The following is a 19,867-nucleotide window of genomic DNA, read 5'->3' on the forward strand; positions in this document are numbered from 1 at the left end:
GAGGTCGATGTCCATGAGAAACACGCGACTCGCCAAGCGACTGTCCGTCATCACAGCAACCGTCGCCCTGGCCGGCATAGCGGCCATGCAGCCCGCTTCCGCCGCGCAGCTCTACCTCGAATTCGATGGAACTCAAGTCCAGGTGGACAACGACCCTGGCGACGGGGCCGCCAGTTGGATCTGGGAGTACGGATCCACCTGGAACGGCGCCACCATGAGCCACGTGGACATCATGTACTCAAACTTCAGCTACGGGGCGCTGGAGGTCCAACCGGGCGAAGCGGCGGCCATCGATCTGCGGCGCGACGTCCAGGCTGTCAGCGTATGCACCGTATTCAATGGCTCCAACTGGCAGTGCACGGACTGGCAATTCATCTGACGGATATCTGCCGAACCGCACCACGCGAAGCAGCGGACGCGTCTCGGCTGGAACGCTCAGTGATATCAGGCCCCGCCCCGCCGATCCCGGGGCGGGGCCTTCCTCACATGCGTGGGTCGCGTCACGGCGTACCTGCCGCGGGTACGGGGTCCCACGATGCCCGGGGCGCTGGTGATCGGGCCGGTGAGCCCGTCCAGGAACGCGGAAAGCCCGGGTACGCCGCCTCGTGGATGCCGGTCGCGGGAGCAGGCCCGGTGAGCATGCGTCGTTCCTGCAGAGATACGCGTCGATCGTGCGGGAATTCAACGACCCCTCAGCCGCAAGCCGGAAGGCCACCCCACACATCCTGGCCGAGGCGCGGAGGCGGCCCGTCGTGCGGACGTTCGTTCACACATCCCATCCGGCACGAGTGGTCTTCAGCTCCGGAACGAACCGTCGGCCGGCTCGCCGAGGAGGTGCGACGACTCGGCGGCAAGCGGGTTCTACTGGTGTCCGGCCCCGCGCTCGAAGGCGCGGCCCGGGGGGCGCGACGCACTCGGTGACCTGGTCGGCGACCAGATCGTCCAGGGCTCGGCGGAGGGCGCCAAGGTGACCTTCGACGAGGGCTCGAAGCCGAACGCGACGTACGGCATCCACGTCAAGACCGACAGCGGCGCGGTCGACGAGGAGATCGCGGGCAACGTCACCGCCCCGTCCACGGCCTGCAGGACCCCGGACAAGCCCACGTCTACCCGGTCGCCCTCGCAGAGCACCAGCGCCGCCCCCGCGACGACGCCGAGCAACGCGCCGTCTCCGGGCGGTGGCTCGCAACTCGCTGAGGCCGGCGCCGACTCCGGCACCGGCACCGGCGTGATCGCCGGCCTCGCGGCGGCCCTGGTCGTGGTCGGCGGCGGTGGCCTGTTCCTTGGCACGCGCCGACGCGGGGTGAATTCCACCTGCTGATCGACTACGGCTTGGCAGCCGACGGGAGGGTGCTCACGACCGCGAGCACCCGCCCGCTTCTTCGGCTGGGCATATCCCGATCGGAGACATGAACGATTCGAGCCGGCCCGGTACGCGAGGGCACGACATCTGCACCGGTGACTTCACCGAAGCCGTCCAGCGCTGCATCAACGGCAAGAGGCTCTTTACGATTTCGCAGACCTCGAAGAGATCCATGACGATGGGAAGTCCCATGCTCCTACGGCGTACGGTTCTGACGGCAGCGGCTTCGGCCCTCGCAGCCTTGGTGACTCTGGCAGGGGCCGACACCGCTTCGGCTCAGCAGAGCAATCTGGACTGGCACGGTTCCCAGGGCGCGGTGGACAACTCCCCCGCCAACGGCGTACCGAGCTGGGCCTGGGTCTACGCGGCCCCGAACACGGAGGGCGGCTGGTCCACCGTCTCCGCGACCCTGGAGATCAGGTACGCCGACGACGGGTACGCCTACCTGAGCCAGGACGTGGGTCACTCCGCGTCGTGGAACCTCTATACGAAGGTGGTCGGCGCCAGGGTCTGCACGTGGCGGGAATCAACCCAGGGCGCGTTCTCCTACGACTGCCCGTCGTGGACCTACGTCGCGTAACTCCGCCCCGCTCTAGGAATCAGCAGCCGCAGAGCACGAAGGACGTGAGACCGCCACTTCGCACGAAGTGGCGGTCTGGGCGCACCAGCCGAATGAGGACCAGCACCTGATCCCGGATCGCCGGACGCCAGCACTGAACAAGGCTCGAACGGCGACTGGCGTCAGCGGGTCCGGGCAGCCATCTCGGGGAAGGGCGCATGAGACGCCTGAACGTCAACGCCCCACCGGCGCCAGGCAGCCTCATCTCGCTGTCAGCCGTTTCGACGACCTCGAAGAAGGCCCACAACGCGCCGACGGCCACTGGGCGAAGGGTCCGCAAAAGGTGGTTGAAGGCGATTCTCTTTTGCGCACAAGGGCAGCCGTTTGCACCACTGCGCAGCACTTGAACGCATCTCCTTGACGCTGGAAGACGCCGCCGCGTTGGCTTTCAGCCACTGGGCCTTGATGCAGCGCCCACGCCCCGAACGTATCTGAAATGAGCCCCCCGAATGCGTCGTATCGCCATATCCACGGCCGCGTCCACGATTGCCTTTTCGCTCGCTGGCTGCAGCGCTCTGAACGCATGGCAGGACACCACGAGTTCGAGGACCGCAAAGGGCAACGACATCACTGTGGGCGTGCTGATGCCCGAGAAGACCAACGTGCGCTACGCGGAGTTCGACTGCCCGATCATCAAGAAGAAGGTGGCCGAACTCACCAAGAACCAGGGCGAGACGATCTACGAGAACGCCGGCTCCGACGCGTCGATCCAGAACAGCCAGATGCGGAAGATGATCGACGAGAGGGTCGACGTCATCCTGCTCGACGCGGTCGACTCCCACCTGATCACCCCCATGGTGAAGAAAGCCAAGGCAGCGGGGATTCCGGTCATCGCCTACGACCGACTGGCCGAGGGGCCGATCAACGCGTACATCTCCTTCGACAACGAGCTCGTCGGCGAGGTGCAGGGCCGCGCGCTCCTTGAGGCCATCGGCTCCAGCACCGGCACTTCGCCGACGGTCGTCATGGTGAACGGCTCCCCCACCGACCCGAACGCCAAGATGTTCAAGACGGGCGCACTATCAGAGTTGTCCGACAAAATGACGATCACCAAGAACTACGACACCGACGGATACAGCCCCAAGCTGGCACAGTCCGAGATGACCGATGCCATCAAGGCGATCGGCAAGGACAACATCACCGCGGTCTACTCGGCGAACGACGCCATGGCCGGCGGCATCGTGAAGGCCCTGGAGAACGCCGGCGTGACGAAGTTCCCGCCGATCACCGGTCAGGACGCCGAGCTGACCGCCGTCCAGCGCATCGTGACCGGCGAGCAGTACATGACGGTCTACAAGCGCTACGCCGATGAGGCCGAAGTCGCGGCCGAGGCGGCCGTGATGAAGGTCCAGGGCATGAGCATCCAAGTCGACGCGCTCACTCTGGACCGGGTCGACAGCCCGACGAACAAGAACATCCCGGCGAGGCTCGTGCCCGTCATCTCCCTGACCCGGAGCAACATCAAGTCCACGGTGGTCACGGACGGCCTCTACACCGTGGACCAGATCTGCACGGCCACGTACCGCGCGGCTTGCGATGCGATCGGCCTGAAGTAGCGAGACCGGCCGGGCAGCGGGTGGAGAAGGGGAGGGCCTACTCTCCCCCACCGACTCAGCGGACAAGGAGCGAGCCGCCCGGACTTCTGCGGCCCGGCTGACGGCCCAAGTCAGTGTGCGTCGGAGCGTCAAGTCCTGCTGAAGGCCCTCCGCCCGGTCGTCTCCTCGACCGAGTCCCCGGAGGACCTGCGCACCCGCTGCGACGCGCTCTTCATCCACTGCGCATGGCTGAGCATCGACGTCGTCACCACCCAGGAACAGCGCGAGTTGTGGCTGGAGTCCCAGATCGGCGACCTGCTCCGCGTCCTGGACCTCGGACACCCCGTTGCTCTTGCAGCTCGCGCCGATATAGCTACTATGCCTCATTTACGTGAGATATCAACTATCCGGCTAGAAATCAGTAACAAAGCCGTAACGGAAAATGGAATTCTTCGCACTATGATCTAGGAGTACTGGGCCACCGACTCCAGTCCTAAATTCCCGAGTAGACGCTGCGCAGGAGCTGTAAACCAGCCCCCTTTCGCTCAGTTCTCGGTTCTCAGCGGTCAGCAGGTTGGCAAAGTTCCATCCTGTCGCTTAGGAGGAAATTTCACCGTGGGTAGTGATTTCACTGTGCAGACCGAGAACTTGGACAGACTCGCAACCTCTTTCCACTCGGGAGCCGTCGATCTGCATTCGTCCGGAAATCGCTTCCATTCCGGCTTCTCTGCAGAAAATTCTCCATTCGGCAACGGGCAGGCTGCCGCGTCGGCAACCGAGGCATATGCTGCCGCGAGAGCGCAGATGACCGAATCATGTCGGCGGCTCGCCGCGCTTTCGGGACGGACTCGCGACATGCTGAGGGCCGGCTCCAAGTTGTACGCATCGGTGGAGGACTCCAACACCAAGGCGGCACGCAGCTTTTCGCCCGGGGACTGAACGTGAGCGTGGACATCAACGGAGCCATTGCCGAATGGCTCACCAATGTCCTGCGGGAGATTGGTGATCCGGACGGGCTTCGCGAGCACGCCGAAGAGCTTCAGCAACAGGCGGACCATGTCCGAGCCGTGCATGCACAGCTCGCCACGGATGTGGGGTCCTCCTCATGGTCGGGAGCCGACTACGAAGCCTTCTCATCCGCATGGCAGGAGCACGCCAAGCTGGCCGAGGACACGGCCACCAGTCTGCAGGCCACGGCGAATCAGGTGGACGATCACGCGGACCGCACTTGGGAGATCGTCAAGGAAGTCATCGGCATTGCCCTTGAAATACTTGAAATACTCGCCATAGGTCTGCTTCTGAGTTGGCTCATGGCGGGTATTGCGAACCTCATCTGGGCTCGTGTGGCACCACTGATCGAGCGGATCGTCGAGCTTCTGGCACGGTTCCGGGCGATGCTCAGCGACTTCACGGAGTGGGCCAAGGAGGTGGGCAGCGCCGCCGGGAAGGTCGGCGAGAAGATCGGCACGATGATCGGCAGGGGAGCCGAGAAGTTCATCACCGAATTGCCCGACTATTCGCTCGCTTATGTCAAATTCTATCTGGCCGAGGCGATAGCCCCGGCGTTGAGTGGCCGAGACGTCGCCTGGGCTGACAATGCGTGGCAGACCGCAGTGTTCTTCGGGATGGACATAGGCAACAACCTGATCGAGTCCGCGCTGGAATCCATAAATTTCGGAAGAATATTCAAGGGTGCTGTCGACGAGGCATCGGCAGCGGGGAAGAGCGCGAGGGCAGAGGGCCCAGAGAGCTCACCAGCCGTGGACGGCGCGGCCGCCAGAACTGAGGGCGCCGCCTCCCCGGACCCGGTCGCCCTTTTCCGTGACGTCCCTGGTGAGGCCCGGAGCGAGAGTTCTTCTGTCGAAGAGTCGGATCACGCGGCGGCATGGACAGTCCACAGCGACGTAGGGTCGGCGGAGGCACATTCGGCGCCTGGCGCCCGGACGGCCGGTGCGGACCTGGAATCGGGGCTCCGTGATGTGCGCCTGGAGTCGGAGCCTGTCGCCGGCGAGCAGGGTGTGCCCGCGTGGGCCGAGGCGGACGGGTCTGTCAGCTCGATACCTGGTCGCGCCGACAGCGCCACTGTGCGCAAGGCCGCCGCGCCAAGTCTGCGGGAGGCTCCCGACTCAGGGGCGAGCAGAGTTCGTTCCACTTCCCGCTCCGGCCCAACCCAGGAGATGGCGACGTTCAGCGATGGCGACTCCGCCAGGTCGGTCCACGTGGTCGGGCCCGGCGACGAAGCCCCGCTGTCATACCAGGGCGGGCCTGACATCACCCGCCCCGTCGGGCCGGGTGGCACCTCGAAGGTGCCCCTTCCCGAGGCTCCCGTCGTGAAGGCAACGCCCTCCGAAACACCTTTCGGCGCAGCGGCCCACGATGCCGATGTACTCACGGCAGACGTGGCCCGAAGCGCCCGACCGGAGCACATCTCGGAAGGCCCCTTCCCCGAACGGCCCCAGGTCGAGACACCTCACGCCGCGGAAGCACACCCCGGCGCACCCGCCCGCGAAGCCGTACCCGAAGCAGACCCGGCCCCGGCCGTCCGACCGGAACGAACCCCGGAAACACCTCACGCCGAAACGCCCGTAGCGGAGACACCACCCTCCGCGGAGACGCATCCCGGCGCGCACTCGCCTGATCCCGCATCCCCGTCCCTGCCGCGCACGCCTGAGTCCCCTGCCGCAGTGCATGAGACGCGGGTCGATGGCGCCGGGCTTCCGGATGTGGAGGCGGACGCCCTGCGCATGGGGGACATACTGTCTCCACGCGCCAGCATCAGGACGGATGAATTTAGAGTCCCTGATTCTTCGAAGCTGCCAGAAACGCACAAACCGTTCGAACCCAAGACTCCGACCGAGTCGGTTCTCGCGGGGATGAAGGAAGGTTTCAATATCCTCATCGGGAACCTTCAGACAAACGCGGTGATAAACTATATCCACCATGCCGATCAGCAGGTGACTGGGCAACAGTTCGGTCTTCAGGTCCTCGGTGGGTTCCTCGGGGGATTCAGGCAGTCCCTTTACCATTCTCTGCCCGTGGGCGAACGATTCGGCTATCGAAGTGAACTGCCGGATCAGGCTTCAGTTATGCACTGGCTGTTTTCGGCACAGCCAGTGTCCTGGTCCTACTACTCGATGTACTTGACCGCCAAGGAGGCCATTCTCAATGGCGCTTCGGGAAATACTACGCCGACGGAAATAACTCGGCAGAACAATCAGTAGGATCCAGGGACCTGGAGTGGCTGACCCGCCAAGACTTTCGGTCGGTGGTTCGAGATGTCTGACGTCTCAACCGCTTCGAGCGGAGGCCTCGTTGGTTCTCCGGCCCGGCAAACGCAACGCGGGTGGGCAGCTGCCGCAGCTGCCCACCCGCGTCGGCGGTGCCTCACTTCACGGAACCCGCCATGACCCCCTGCACGAAATGCCGCTGGAAAGCGAAGAACACCACCAGCGGGACCACCAGGGACACAAACGCCCCGGGCGCGAGGACGTCGATGTTGCTGCCGAACTGGCGTATCTGCGACTGAAGTTGCACGGTCAGCGGCTGGGAGGAGCTGTCCGCGAAGAGGAGGGCGACCAGCATGTCGTTCCACACCCACAGGAACTGGAAGATGGCGAGGCTGGCAATAGCCGGCCGGCCCACCGGCAGGACCAGCTGGACGAAGATGCGCCACTCGGTGCCGCCGTCCATGCGTGCCGCCTCCAGCATCTCCTTCGGCATCTCGGCGAAGTAGTTGCGCAGGAGGAACACCGCGAAGGGCAGGCCGTAGGCGACGTGGAACAGCACGACGCCGGGGATGGTGCCGAACAGGCCCAGTTCGCCGAAGAGTTTCGCGACCGGCAGGAGGCCGATCTGGACCGGGACCACCAGGAGGGCGACGACGACGAGGAAGATGCCGTCGCGGCCGGGGAAGTCGAGCCAGGCGAAGGCGTAGCCGGCGAGTGCCGCGATGACCACCACCAGGAACGTCGCCGGCACCGAGATGAGCACCGTGTTCCACAGTGACTGCACCATGCCGGAGTTCTTCAGCAGGGCCGAGTAGTTGTCGAAGGACAGCTGACCGGGGCTGGCGAGGGCGGTCCACCAGCCGCCCTTGGCGGTGTCCTGGGCCGAGCGTAGCGAGGACACCAGAAGTCCGGCCAGCGGGGTGAGCCAGACCAGGCCGGTCACCACGAGGAAGGCTTGGACCAGGCTGTTGCCCAGGCCGCGCCGGATCGCGTTCATCGCTGGCTCCTTCGGAAGCGGCGGACGTTGAAGGCCATGGCCGGGATGACCAGAAGCAGCAGGAGTACGCCCAGTGCGCTGCCGAGGCCCTGGTTGTTGCCTCCGCCGAACGACACCAGCCACATCTGGGTGGCGAGGACGGTCGCGTCCTCCTGCACCGGGCCGGGCGCGATGATGTAGACGAGGTCGAAGACCTTCATCACGTTGATGACGAGGGTCACGAAGACCACGGTGAGTACGGGGGCCAACAGCGGCACGGTGATCCGCCGGAAGATCTGCCACTCGTTGGCGCCGTCCATGCGCGCCGCCTCCAGGGCGTCGCGCGGCAGGGCCGCGAGACCGGCGCCGATCAGGACCATGGCGAAGCCGGTCCAGATCCACAGGTACGCGCCGATGATGGCCGGTGTGACGAGGGCCGGGCCGAGCCAGGACACGCCCTTGTAGGGCTGGGCGAAGTTCGAGGCGGGCAGCTCGACCGTGTAGGTGCCGGGCTTGAGGCCGGTGAAGCGGTAGGAGCCGTCCGCGGCGGTGGTCGCGCTCGCGGTGGTCCTGCCGTCGGCGTCGACCGCCTCGACGCGCGTGCCGGGCAGTCCGTTCTCCTTGCGGTCGACCTCGCCCTGCTTGCCTCCCCCACCAGAGGTGAAGTCCAGGTAGACGACTCCGGTGACCTCGCCGGTCGCGGCCGTTCGGTGGGCGGCCGGGTAGGCGGGCCGTGCGTCGCCGGGGATGTCGGCGGGGGCGATGCCGACCATCCCGAAGTCCACGGAGGTGCCGGGCGACACGCGGCCGCTTGTGCGGTAGGAGCCGTCGGGGTTCGCGGTCAGGCCGTGACCGTCGCGGGCCCTCGCGGTCGGATAGGCGGAGGTGTGCTTGAACGCGTCGTGGACGCTGACGACGGCGGCGTTGAGTATGCCCTTGGAGGGGTCCTCGTCGTAGGCGAGCCGAAAGATGATGCCGGCGGCCAGGAACGAGACGGCCATGGGCATGAACAACAGCAGCTTGAAGGCGGTCGCCCAGCGGATCTTCTCGACCAGGACGGCCAGGACGAGGCCGAGGCCGGTCAGCAGGGCGGGTGCGACCACGACCCAGATGACCGTGTTGCGTACGGCCTTGAGGGTGGCCGGGTCGCGGAACATCTCCGTGTAGTTGTCGGCGCCGACGAAGCGGGTGCCGGAGGCGTCGAAGAAGCTGCGGCCGACGGAGAAGAGCACGGGGTAGACGACGAGGGCGCCGAGCAGGAGCAGTGCAGGGAAGACGAAGAGGACGGCGCCGAGGCGTGCCCGCCGCCGGGAACGGCGGGCACGTTCGGCGAGTCCGGTGGACGGTGGGCTCACCGTCGCCTTGACCAGGGTGGATGTCATGGTCCGTCAGTCCTTGTAGGCCTTGGCCGCGGCCGCTTCCAGTTTGGCCGCGGTGCCCTTGGGGTCGGACGGGTCGCGCAGGAAGTCCTGGAGGAGCTTCCACTCGCCGGCGCCCTTGGTGCCGCCGAAGGCCGCAGGGGCCTGGTCGGACATGTCGAAGCGGACGGAGTCGCCGGCGTCGACGAGGGACTTGGCGGTGGCGCGGGTGACGTCGTCGCTGTAGGAGGAGAGGGGGAGGTTCTTGTTCGGGGACAGGTAGCCGCCCGCCTTCGCCCAGACGGCCGACGCCTCGGGGGTGGCCAGGTATTCGAGGAGCTTCATGCCGGCCTTGGCGTTCTTGCCGTCCTTGAGGAGGACGGCGGCGTCGCCGCCGCTGACGACCGGGGCAGTGCCGCCGTCGACCGCGGGGAAGGGGAAGAAGTTGGCGTCCTGGCCGATGGTCTTCTTGAACTGGTCGTGGGCGACGCCGGCGACGAAGTCGCCCTCGTAGACCATGCCGGCGTCGGGCTTGGGGCCGAAGACCTTCTCCACCGAGCTCGGGAAGTCGGTGTTGAGTGCCTCCTTCTGGCCGCCGGCGACGAGTTCCTTGTCCTTGAAGAGCTTGCCGAGGGTGCCGAGGGCCTTCACCACGGAGGCGTCGGTCCACTTGAGCTGGTGGGCGGCGAGGGCGTCGTACTTCTCGGGGCCGGTCTGGGAGAGGTAGATGTTCTCGAACCAGTCGGTGAGGGTCCAACCGTCCTGTCCGGCGATCGAGAAGGCGGACAGGCCGGAGTCGGAGATCGTGTGCCCGACCTTGAGCATGTCGTCGTAGGAGGTCGGGGGCTTGACGCCGGCCTGGGTGAAGGCGTCGGGGCTGTACCAGACGGTCGACTTGTGGGCGGCCTTGAAGTAGAGGCCGTAGAGGGTGCCGTCGACGCTGCCGTACTTCTTCCACACGGGGGCATAGCCGGCGTCGACGGACTTCTGGGTAGCGGCGGACAGAGGGGTGAGCCAGCCCTGCTTGGCGAACTGCTGGAGCACGCCGACCTGCGGGACCATGACGACGTCGGGTGCGTTGCCGCCCTCGATCTTGCTGCCGACGACGGTGGAGACGTTGTCGCCGGTGGACACGAACTGCGTCTTGGCGCCGGTCTTGGCGCTGAACGCGTCGAGGACCTTCTGGAAGTTCTTCTGCTCGGTGCCGGACCAGACACCGGCGACGGTGACGGTCTGGCCGCTGAGTGCCTTCCCGCCGCCGTCGCTGACCGCGTCGTTGCCGCCGCAGGCGGTGGCGCCGAGCGTGAGGGTGAGGGCGGTGCAGCTCGTGAGCAGGGTCGTACGTCGTCGCATCATCGTTGATGTCCCTTTCGAGTGCTGGTGACTGCCGATGTTCAGAGGTCGTTGATCCACCAGGCGGCGGTCGAGCCGGGGAGGACCCCGGTCGGGCAGGGGCCGCTGGCGAGCAGGGGGGTGCCGGGGACGGGCGCGGGCACGGGTGCGGTGCCGAAGTTGACGGCGCAGACGAGGCCGTCGCCGCGGACGAAGGTGAGGACACCGGGTTGGGTGTCCAGCCAGCGCAGCGTTCCCTCACCCAACTGCGGGAGGGACGCGCGCAGTTGGAGGCCATCGCGGTACAGGTGCCAGAAGGAGCGGGTGTCGGCGAGGGCGCGGTCGGTGGCGTACTCGGCGAAGTAGTCGGGCTGCGGCAGCCAGGGCCGGGCGCTCTCGGTTCCGGAGGTGAAGCCGAACGGGGAGGCCTGGCCGGACCAGGGCAGGGGGACCCGGCATCCGTCGCGGACGCGGTCGCGGCTGCCCGTGCGGCGGAAGATGGGGTCGGTGAGCACGTCGTCGGGCAGGTCGATGACCTCGGGCAGGCCGAGCTCCTCGCCCTGGTAGATGTACGCGGCTCCGGGCAGCGCGAGCATGAGCAGGGCGGCGGCGCGGGCGCGGGCGGGGCCGAGGCCACTGCCCTCGGGGGTGGGTTCGCCGTAGCGGGTGACGGTGCGGACCTGGTCGTGGTTGTTGAGGACCCAGGTGACCGTGGAGCCGGTGCCCGCGATGTCCTGCATGGCCTCGGAGATGACCTTGCGGAAGGCGTCGCCGCTCCACGGCGCACTGAGCAGGTCGAAGAAGAACGCCTGGTGGAGTTCGTCGCCGCGGACGTAGCGGGCGTGTTCGCGGGCGGTGGGGACGGAGACCTCGCCGACCAGGAGGCGCTCGGAGCCGTCGCGGGCTGTGTACTCTTCGCATGTCGTGCGCCAGTTGCGCCAGACGTCGTGGACCTCGGGCTGGTTCCAGGCGAGGGGGTTGACCGAGTCGCGGGTGCGGGCGTCGAGCTCGGGGTCGTCGGAGTCGGGCAGGTCGGGGTGCTTGAAGAGGCCTGCGGCGACGTCGATGCGGAAGCCGTCGACGCCGCGGTCGAGCCAGAAGTGCAGCACGCGGTCGAACTCGGCGCCGATCTCGGGGTTGCGCCAGTTCCAGTCGGGCTGGTCGGGCGTGAACATGTGCAGGTACCACTGGCCGGGGCGGCCGTCCGCCTCGGTGATCCTGGTCCAGGCCGGGCCGCCGAACATGGCGTGCCAGTTGTTGGGCGGTTCGCAGCCGTCGGGGCCGCGGCCGTCGGCGAAGTGGAAGCGGGCGCGGGCCGGGCTGCCGGGCGGCGCGGCGAGGGCCTCCTTGAACCACGGATGCTCGGAGGAGCAGTGGTTGGGGACGACGTCGAGAAGGACGCGGATGCCGAGCCGTCCGGCGGCCGCCATGAGCTGGTCGAACTCGGCGAGGTCGCCGAAGGTCGGGTCGACGTCGCAGTAGTCCGCGACGTCGTAGCCGTGGTCGTGCTGCGGCGAGGGGTAGAAGGGGCTCAGCCAGATCCCGTCGACGCCGAGCTTCTTCAGGTACGGCAGGCCGGCGCGGACTCCGGCGAGGTCGCCGATGCCGTCTCCGGTGCTGTCGAGGAAGCTGCGGACGTACACCTGATAGATGACTGCGTCGCGCCACCAGCGGTGCATGTTCAACCCAGTGCCTGTCTCTAGCGCTCAGTGGTTATGCATGCATGTTAGGTAGACATGTCTGGAGCGTGTCAATGAAAAGTGCACAGGCTACGAAACAGTGGTCCCTTTTACTGGCATATTTCAGACTACAAAGAGAGAGTCGAGGTTCTGGCGATACCTAACAGGTAACTAGAAAGGTGGGAGCGTCAGCGCCCTGGAATGGCGGCGAGCTCCTTCGCCAGCCGGTGGACGGCCGCGTCGGACGATTCGTGTCCGGTCATCGCGTCGTGCACCACCGCCTGCACCACCAGACTGACCTGGTCGTAGCGCGGGCTCTTGGGGCGCGGAGCGGCACTGAGCACGCTCGAGCGCAGGGTGGGCAGATACGGGAACCGCTCGACCAGGTCCGGGTCCATGTAGAGCGCGGCGCGCACCGGCGGCAGCGCGCCGAGCGTGAGCACCTGGCGCTGGACCTTCTCGCTGGTCAGGTACGCGATCAGCCGGGCAGCCGAATTCGGGTGCCGCGCATGGGTGTTGACCGCGAGATCGGAGCCGCCCAGCACGCTGGTCCCGGGGCCGTCGGGACCGGGCAGGCGTACGGCGCCGACCTTGCCGGCGACCGGGGAGCCCGGCGCCGAGGCGACGGCGTACGCGTAGGGCCAGTTACGAAGGAAGAGCAGCCGGCCGTCCTGGAACGCCTGCTTGGACTCCTCCTCCTTGTAGGAGAGGGCCGCCTTGGGTATCCACCCCTCGCGTACACCCCTCACGAGGAAGTCGATGCCCGTGCGGGCGGCCGCGGAGTTCACCGTGACGCGGTCGCCCTCGTCGCCGAGGATGGTGCCGCCCGCCGAATACACCGCCTCGGCGGCGTTCACGGTCAGCCCCTCGTAGGGCAGGAACTGTCCCGCATAGCCGTCCACCCCGTGTTTCGGCGCGATCGTCTTCGCGTCGTGCTCCAGCTCCGCCCAGGTCGTCGGCGGCGGCACACCCTCCTTGGCGAGGATGTCCTTGCGGTACAGCAGCAGCCCGGCGTTGGTGACGTAGGGAACCGCGTACAGCCGCCCGTCGTACTTACCCGTCTCCACGACCGGCTTCAGGAACGACTTGAGCGGGAAGCGGTCCTCGGACAGCGGACGTATCCATCCCGCGGCCGCGAACTCCGAGGTCCAGTTGACATCGATGTTCAGGACGTCGAACCGGCTGCGGACACCGCCGCGCAGGTCCGTGACCATCTGCGCGTGCGTCTCGTCGGCGGAGTCCGGCAACTCGACGAGCGTGACCCGCTCACCGGGATGTGTGCGGTTCCAGCCGTCGAGCACCCTGCCAAGGTAGCCAGTGAGGTCCCCGGCCGTGGCCAGCGTCAGCGGCCCGCGGCCGCCCCCGCCGTCGGTCTTCCCCTCGTTCGAGGAGACGCATCCGGTCAGCACCACGCCGAGAACGAGGAGACACCTACCCGCGGAGTTGATCCACCGCATAGGTTCCTCCCTGGACATCTACCGGCCTGCAGCATCGTCACGACCGAAGGCCATGTATACCCGTTAGGTATGGGCGATACTAGGGGCCGGAGACACTCTACGAGGACAGGAGGACGGCGGTAGTGCGTCAGCCCCTCCTTGCCCTTCTGGCCCGTGGGCCTGCCCACGGGTACGAGCTGAAGCAGGGCCTTGAGCAACTGCTGGGCTCCGCGTACCCTCAGCCGAACGTCGGCCAGATCTACGTCACCCTCGGGCGCCTCGAGAAGCAGGGGCTCATCGAGGGCGAGGACATCGAACAGTCCAGCCGGCCCAACAAGAAGGTCTACCGCCTCACCGAGTCCGGGCAGGAAGAGCTGCGCGGCTGGTTCGAACGGCCCGAGGACGAGCCACGGGTGCGGGACGACTTCTTCATGAAGTTGGCGCTGGCACCGGGGACCGGCCTCGCCGACCGGATCGCCCTCATCAACAGACAACGGCGCCAGTACCTCAACTCCATGCGCAACCTGTCCAAGCTGGCCGCCGTCGAAGACCGCGACAACCGCATCGCCCACCTCCTGATCGAGGGCGCGATGCTGCACCTCCAGGCCGACCTCGACTGGCTGGAACGGTGCCAGGAAGACCTGGAGGAGCTGGAGTGAGCGAAAGCCCCGCTCCCGTGCTGCGCGCAGAGGGACTGATACGGACGCACTACGGCGAGAGCGGCCCGGCACACGCCGTCCGCGGCGTCGACCTGAGCGTCCGCCGCGGCGAGTTCGTCGCCGTCACCGGCCCGTCCGGGGCCGGGAAGTCCACCCTGCTGCACCTGCTCGGCGGACTGCAGCAGCCCGACAGCGGATCCCTGTGGCTGGACGGCGAGTGCACCGACACCTGGCGGGAGGCCCGCTGGGCGGTCGAACGCCGCAAGCGCATCGGCATCGTCTTCCAGTTCTTCAACCTCGTCTCCAACCTGTCGGTCTCCGACAACGTGGAACTCCCCGCTCTCCTCGCCGGCACCTCCCCCAAGCGCGCACGCGCCGAACGGGAGGAACTGCTGGCCGAGTTGGGCATCGCGGGCAAGGAACGCAGTCTGCCGGGCGAGCTGTCCGGCGGCGAGCAGCAACGTGTCGCGCTCGCCCGGGCCCTGGTCAATCACCCGCCGCTGCTACTGGCCGACGAGCCCGCCGGGAGCCTCGACAGCAAAGGCACCCGCGAGGTGATGCGGCTGCTGTCCCGCTTCCACCGGCGAGGGCAGACCATCGTGCTCGTGACCCACGACGCCCGGCTCGCCAGCGCCGCGGACCGGGTGATCAGCTTCTTCGACGGCCGCATCGCCGACGACGCCGAGCTCGACGGCACACCGTCGCGCAGGCCAGGGGCATCCGGAGTGCTGAGGCTCAAGGACTGACCCGCCCGCCCGCGGACGTACGACAACCCCGAAAGGGATGGGACACATGCGCGCCACCTTGCGTTGGGCACACTCCGATCTGCGCACGCATCGTGGGGAAGCATTCTTCCTGGTGCTCGCCACCGCCGGCATTGTCATGTCGCTACTGCTGGCCACCGCGCTGTTCGGTTACGCCACCAACCCGTGGCAGCGCACCTTCACCCAGGCACGCGGGGCGCACGTGTGGCTGCACACCGGCTCCTCCACCGACCTCGGCAAGCTGACCGGCGTGGACGGGGTCGAGGCGGTCGCCGGCCCCTACGCCACCGCCGTGACGACTCTCGCCACCCGCGGCACCCGTGCTTCCGTGGAAGTGCGGGCCACCTCCGAACTCCCCCGTGTGGGGCGCCCACTACTGACCGCCGGACACTGGCTCGACCCCGGCACCCCCCGCGGCGTGGTCCTGGAGAGCAGCCTGGCGCGGGCCCTGCTCGCTGGTCCCGGTGACACGCTCACGCTGCCCAGCAACGCCGGCAAGGTCACGGTCGTCGGGGTCGCCGACAGCCCCGAGGACCACTACCGACCGGGCGAGCAGCCCGGCTTCGTCTGGGCTCTGCCCGGCGCCGTACCGCATCCCACCGGCCAGGTCATCGGACTGCGCCTGTTCGATGCCGCGGACACCGACTACGCCGTCCAACGCGCCGTCACCATCCTGGGCGCAGGCGCCATCGGCGAGGTCTCCACCTGGCAGCAGGCACGCGCCGAAGCGCAAGGCGACAACCGGCTCCTCGGCCAGATTCTGGGCTTGTTCGGCCTGGGCGCGCTGATCACCGCGGGCTTCGCCGTGCACGGGGCGATCGCCACCCGCATCCGTGGCCACCTGCGGGACATCTCCGTCCTCAAGGCCATCGGGTTCACGCCCAACCAGGTGGTGCGCGTCTTCCTCTGCCAGCACATCGCGTACGCCCTGTTCGGCGCACTGGCGGCGACGGCCGTGACCGAGACCCTGGGCGGCCATGTCCCGGGCCGCCTGGGTGACGCCGTCCGCATGTGGCGCATCCTGCCCGGCCATGGGGTGGCGCAGCTCGCCATTCCGGCCGGAGCCGTGCTGTTCATCGCGGCGACGACGGGACTGGCCGCGTGGCGGGCGGGACGTGTGCCGCCGGTACCGGGCACCCGCCCCGCGGCGACGGCACGGTCAGGACCCGCGCAGGCAGAGCGCCCTGTTCCAAGCCGAGGCCCGCTGGCCGCCGCGCGCCGGGCCGTGCGGCCGCTTATCACGCCGGCCCGGTCCACGGTGCCGCTGTCCGCGGTGATGCGGCGCGCCATCGACGTCGGTGTGCCGGCCGGCCTGGTGCTCGGCTGGCACGCGGCCGTCGCGCGGCCCGTGCGGTCCTTGACCACCGTGGCGCGCCTCGCACTGCCCCTGTCACTGATGGTCGTTGCCCTGAGCGCGTGGACCACCATCGACCGCTTCCACAGCGAGCCGCAGAAGATCGGCGTCCCGGCCGCCCTGACCGTCCACACCCGCCAGGGACTCGGCGATGCGGAAGTGCGCGGTCTGCTGGACCGCGATCCGCAGGTCGCCGCCGTCTACCCGGGCGTCGAGGTGGCCGCGCTGGTCCCGGGGCAGACGGCCACCATCGCGCTGCGCGGCCTCGGCACCGCGCGTTCCCCCTACCCCTTCGCCGTCGCCGAGGGCCGCTCCCCCCACGCCAGCGACGAGGCCGTTGCCGGCCAGGGCCTGCTCGACCTGCTGAACGTGCGGGTCGGGGACTGGGTCCGCATGACCGTCGGCGACCAGCCGCAGATCCTGCACATCGTGGGCCGCAGCATCGAGCCGGAGAACGCCGGCCGCGTCATCTCCGCCTCGCTCGGCACTCTGCGCGAGAACGATCCCCGCATCGCCCCGACCCTGTACCAGCTCCGCCTGCGGCCCGGCGCGAACCCGCACACCGTCGCCCGGCGTCTGACCGCCGGCGGGCACGGCCAGCTGGACGTGAACGCGGCGTCGAACCCGGCCGACGCACTCTCGCCGCTGCGCGGGGTCGTGGCCGGCCTCATCCTCGTCCTGGCTTTCATCGGACTGGTCGAGCTGCTCACCGCAATCGGTGGCACCGTCCGCGAGAGTGAGCGCGACCTGCTGGCGTTGAAGGCCATCGGCCTGTCCCCGCGACAGATCACCGCCGTCACCATGACGGCCACGGGCTGTACGGCGCTGGCCGCCTTCCTCACCGCGGCTGCCGTCGGCGTGCCGCTGGCGCTCTGGCTGATCGACCGGCAGGGCGTGTCGAGCGGTATCGGGGCCGGCATCGCCCAAGGCCCTTCACCGGTGCTGCTGGTGCTCCTCGGGATCGCCACCGTGCTGGGTGCGGCCGCTCTCGCGGCGCTGCCCGCGGCGCGTGCGGCGCGGCGCCGGCTGGCGGACACTCTGGCCGCGGCCGCCTGAGTCGGACCCGGTGGGCTGCGCCGAGTCCGAATGTCCGGTGCGTCGGTGCCGCGCCGGTCTACGGCAGGTCCTTTGCGACCAGATCGTTTCGCCCGAGCCGATGTAGAGGCGTCCCAGCGCTGGGACGCCTGGGCACCCAGGAAGGGGCCGCGTCCGCCTCGGGCGATAATCCCGGAAAGAAGTATCCGGATTTCCCCAAAGGGCAGCATCGTTGACCCTGCCGCCATTCTCCCAGCGGGGTCCTTCCGGTCACAATGAGCGTGGCCTGGGCAGAATTTGAAAGCTCCGGATCGAATCTGCGGCGTGGCCGATACAGAAAACGACCACCCGGGCCGGGGTACCCCTCTGTGTCATCGCGCGAGGGGATGATTCACGCGTCACCGATCTGACGCGTTGCTCGTTCGAAGTGGGAGTCCGGCCGTGGGCCACCAACACCTCTTTTCAGACGCCATGTTTCCCTTTCTTGCGTACATGACCGTGTGCGTGGGTTCATTTCAAGGATGGGCCTGCTTGGCCCGCTTCCGAGCACGCCGGACGAAGCAGGAATGGATGTGGCCGGCCTTCGGTTCCGTCGCGCTCGGGTCCGGCCTCTGGGGCATGCACCTGATCGTCTGGCTCGGCCTCGGCACCCACGGCACGATCATCGGTCACGACGGACCGCTGACGTTGCTGTCCGGCCTGGTCTGCGTCTGCTCGACGACATTCGGCCTGCTCCTGGCGGACGTACGGCGCGCTCCGTGGGGACTGGTCGCCGCCGGTGCCGTCATGGCGGGTGGTCTCGTCTGGGCCCACGCGCTGGGCGTGATCGCCCTGGACGTCGACGGCGGGATCCACGTGTCCATCGGTGCGACACTCACTTCCGCGCTCGTGGCGGCGATCGGCGCGACAGCGACGCTGTCGGTGTCGGTGTCGGTCGGTTCCAAGGTGACCGCCCTGGGCGCCTCCCTGCTGACCGGGGCCGTGCTCTGCTCCGCCCAGTACATCTGTCTTGCCGGGGTGACCGTGCCCCCTGAAGGCACGGCAGCCGGTCAGGGCGCGGGACTGGGAGGAGCTGCAGGCGTCGTCCCGCTGGCCGCCGTACTGACACTGGTGGTCCTGACGGTGGCGTTCAACCTCTACATGACACCGGTCCGGGACGTGCGCGACACCCCCGCTCCGCTCGTCACTCGGGAGATGCCGTGGTACCTGACACCGGGCACCGCCCGTCCCATCGAGTTCGCCCCTGCGGCGCCCGCCGTCGCACCGGTCATCGACGAGCAATCTGCCATCGAGGCGGACCCGGTGGTGACTGTCGCGGGGTGACACGAGGGCGGCGGGGGCCGGCGGTCCGTCCGGGCCGTCGGCCAGGCCGCACTCCGAGCGTCACTTGACGTTCACAGCATCTCAGTGGCAGTGGAACTTCGCTCAAGGCTGCGAGGAAAGGTTTTACTTTCGTCGCCGACGAAGAGACGGAACCAGTTCGCGGGAACGGCGCCTCCTGTCGGGCCTGGCGCCGCGGAACGGAACGTCACAGGGCACCAATCCGCATCGCGTACGCCACCGCATGAGTTCGATTTCGCAGATTCAGACGCCTGGTGACGGCGAAGATGATGTTTTTGATGGTGCGTTCGGAATAGTTGAGCTTTGCCGCGATCTCCGTGGTGTCCAGGCCTTCCGCGAGCAGCCGCAGGACCTCGACTTCACGGCCCTCGAACCCGCCGGGGAGAATGGATCCGGTCGGATCACGCAGCAGAGAACGCAGTTCCTCGATCAGTGATCTGAGCAGTTCGCCGGGCATCTGGGCACCGCCCGCACGGCTGTTGAGCACGGCCTGCACGATTTCCGGGAAGCCTGTGTGCGCCCGGGGCAGCACGCTCACAAGGCCGTGCCGCACGGCCCGTGCCAGTCTCGGTCTGCTGATACGGGCGGCAACCAGCACGATACGCATGTCCGGGTTGGCCGAGACGGTCGATGCCTCTTCCATCCAGGACATGGTCTCCTCCGTCACCTCGTTCGCCAGCACGAGGACGACGTCGGCGCGCGCCACCTGGTCGGCCGACAGCACAACCGTCCCGTCCGACCTGCGCAGGAGTACTTCGGCCCCCTGCAAGGACACCGGATCGGCCGCCCGGACGACGATCGATATCGGGGCAGGAGTTTTCTCCTTGTAAGTCAACGCAGGTCCTCCAGGATCGGCGCGACGTGGTCTCTACGCACGCTCGCGATGATGTGGGGGTGGTTCCGGGAGAAGTGCCTCACCGTGGAACCGCCGGCCGGATGGAGTCCGAGGGCCGGGTGTTGGGCGCACACATGTCAGTGGTGATGCAACGGCTCCCGCGCCGGGCGCCGTTGGGGCTGTTCGATCAGGGTGTCCGTTCCGCCGCCCGGTGAGGTCGGCTCTGTCGGTCGGTTCCGGGGGCCGGTGCCCCTGGGGCCACCGAGAGCGAATCGACGGCCGGAAAACGATGTCGGGGGGAGGCACCCTTGCCACCCTCAGGACACAGTGGTGATCAGGTGCCCGTAGAGACGA

At 67.8% G+C, this 19,867-nt stretch carries 14 protein-coding genes and 1 pseudogene; 9 read left to right on the forward strand and 6 right to left on the reverse strand.

Going from position 1 to position 19,867, the window contains the following annotated elements; translation table 11 throughout:
• Positions 1-13: 13 nt before the first annotated feature.
• From ACIQRL_RS36440 to ACIQRL_RS36460, 5 genes and pseudogenes are all read left to right on the forward strand, one after another.
• Positions 14-379: a hypothetical protein gene (locus tag ACIQRL_RS36440; protein ID WP_401339741.1), complete on the forward strand. Its 366-nt coding sequence runs from the start codon at positions 14-16 to the stop codon at positions 377-379.
• Positions 380-925: 546 nt separating this feature from the next.
• Positions 926-1,321 (forward strand): annotated as a pseudogene (locus tag ACIQRL_RS36445) (sortase-dependent protein); the annotation flags it as partial.
• Positions 1,322-1,607: 286 nt separating this feature from the next.
• Positions 1,608-1,943, forward strand: a complete 336-nt coding sequence (locus ACIQRL_RS36450) for a hypothetical protein (protein WP_401339743.1) — start codon at positions 1,608-1,610, stop codon at positions 1,941-1,943.
• 488 nt (positions 1,944-2,431) lie between these two features.
• Complete coding sequence (locus ACIQRL_RS36455) at positions 2,432-3,538, forward strand: sugar ABC transporter substrate-binding protein (protein ID WP_401339745.1); 1,107 nt, start codon at positions 2,432-2,434, stop codon at positions 3,536-3,538.
• Positions 3,539-4,458: 920 nt separating this feature from the next.
• On the forward strand, positions 4,459-6,738 hold the full coding sequence (locus ACIQRL_RS36460) for a WXG100 family type VII secretion target (RefSeq protein WP_401339747.1): 2,280 nt from the start codon (positions 4,459-4,461) through the stop codon (positions 6,736-6,738).
• Between the two features lie 163 nt (positions 6,739-6,901).
• Here ACIQRL_RS36460 and ACIQRL_RS36465 read toward each other — a convergent pair whose 3' ends face one another.
• The 5 genes from ACIQRL_RS36465 to ACIQRL_RS36485 form a co-directional block, all read right to left on the reverse strand.
• Positions 6,902-7,741: a carbohydrate ABC transporter permease gene (locus tag ACIQRL_RS36465; RefSeq protein ID WP_401339749.1), complete on the reverse strand. Its 840-nt coding sequence runs from the start codon at positions 7,739-7,741 to the stop codon at positions 6,902-6,904.
• Positions 7,738-9,102, reverse strand: coding sequence for an ABC transporter permease subunit (locus tag ACIQRL_RS36470; RefSeq protein ID WP_401339751.1), 1,365 nt, complete (start codon positions 9,100-9,102; stop codon positions 7,738-7,740). The genes ACIQRL_RS36465 and ACIQRL_RS36470 overlap by 4 nt, the downstream gene beginning before the upstream one ends.
• Before the next feature lie 6 nt (positions 9,103-9,108).
• On the reverse strand, positions 9,109-10,434 hold the full coding sequence (locus ACIQRL_RS36475; protein WP_401339753.1) for an ABC transporter substrate-binding protein: 1,326 nt from the start codon (positions 10,432-10,434) through the stop codon (positions 9,109-9,111).
• 38 nt (positions 10,435-10,472) lie between these two features.
• The gene (locus ACIQRL_RS36480) at positions 10,473-12,089 is read right to left on the reverse strand and encodes a glycoside hydrolase family 13 protein (protein ID WP_401339937.1); all 1,617 of its coding nucleotides are present in this window, start codon (positions 12,087-12,089) and stop codon (positions 10,473-10,475) included.
• Between the two features lie 188 nt (positions 12,090-12,277).
• Positions 12,278-13,546: an ABC transporter substrate-binding protein gene (locus ACIQRL_RS36485; protein WP_401339755.1), complete on the reverse strand. Its 1,269-nt coding sequence runs from the start codon at positions 13,544-13,546 to the stop codon at positions 12,278-12,280.
• 122 nt (positions 13,547-13,668) lie between these two features.
• Here ACIQRL_RS36485 and ACIQRL_RS36490 point away from each other — a divergent pair, with 122 nt between their 5' ends.
• The 4 genes from ACIQRL_RS36490 (at position 13,669) to ACIQRL_RS36505 (ending at position 18,660) form a co-directional block, all read left to right on the forward strand.
• Positions 13,669-14,184, forward strand: coding sequence for a PadR family transcriptional regulator (locus ACIQRL_RS36490; RefSeq protein ID WP_401339756.1), 516 nt, complete (start codon positions 13,669-13,671; stop codon positions 14,182-14,184).
• Positions 14,181-14,930 (forward strand): ABC transporter ATP-binding protein, encoded by a 750-nt coding sequence (locus ACIQRL_RS36495; RefSeq protein ID WP_401339758.1) that lies wholly within the window; start codon positions 14,181-14,183, stop codon positions 14,928-14,930. The genes ACIQRL_RS36490 and ACIQRL_RS36495 overlap by 4 nt, the downstream gene beginning before the upstream one ends.
• A 46-nt stretch (positions 14,931-14,976) precedes the next feature.
• Positions 14,977-17,358, forward strand: a complete 2,382-nt coding sequence (locus tag ACIQRL_RS36500) for an FtsX-like permease family protein (protein ID WP_401339760.1) — start codon at positions 14,977-14,979, stop codon at positions 17,356-17,358.
• Between the two features lie 510 nt (positions 17,359-17,868).
• Entirely contained in the window at positions 17,869-18,660 is a 792-nt protein-coding gene (locus tag ACIQRL_RS36505; protein ID WP_401339763.1) for an MHYT domain-containing protein, read from the forward strand.
• 205 nt (positions 18,661-18,865) lie between these two features.
• Here the strand turns inward: ACIQRL_RS36505 and ACIQRL_RS36510 are convergent, their stop codons facing one another.
• Positions 18,866-19,513 (reverse strand): LuxR C-terminal-related transcriptional regulator, encoded by a 648-nt coding sequence (locus ACIQRL_RS36510; protein ID WP_401339765.1) that lies wholly within the window; start codon positions 19,511-19,513, stop codon positions 18,866-18,868.
• Positions 19,514-19,867: the final 354 nt, after the last annotated feature.

This window comes from Streptomyces sp. NPDC091209 (assembly GCF_044757755.1).
GTDB lineage: Bacteria > Actinomycetota > Actinomycetes > Streptomycetales > Streptomycetaceae > Streptomyces.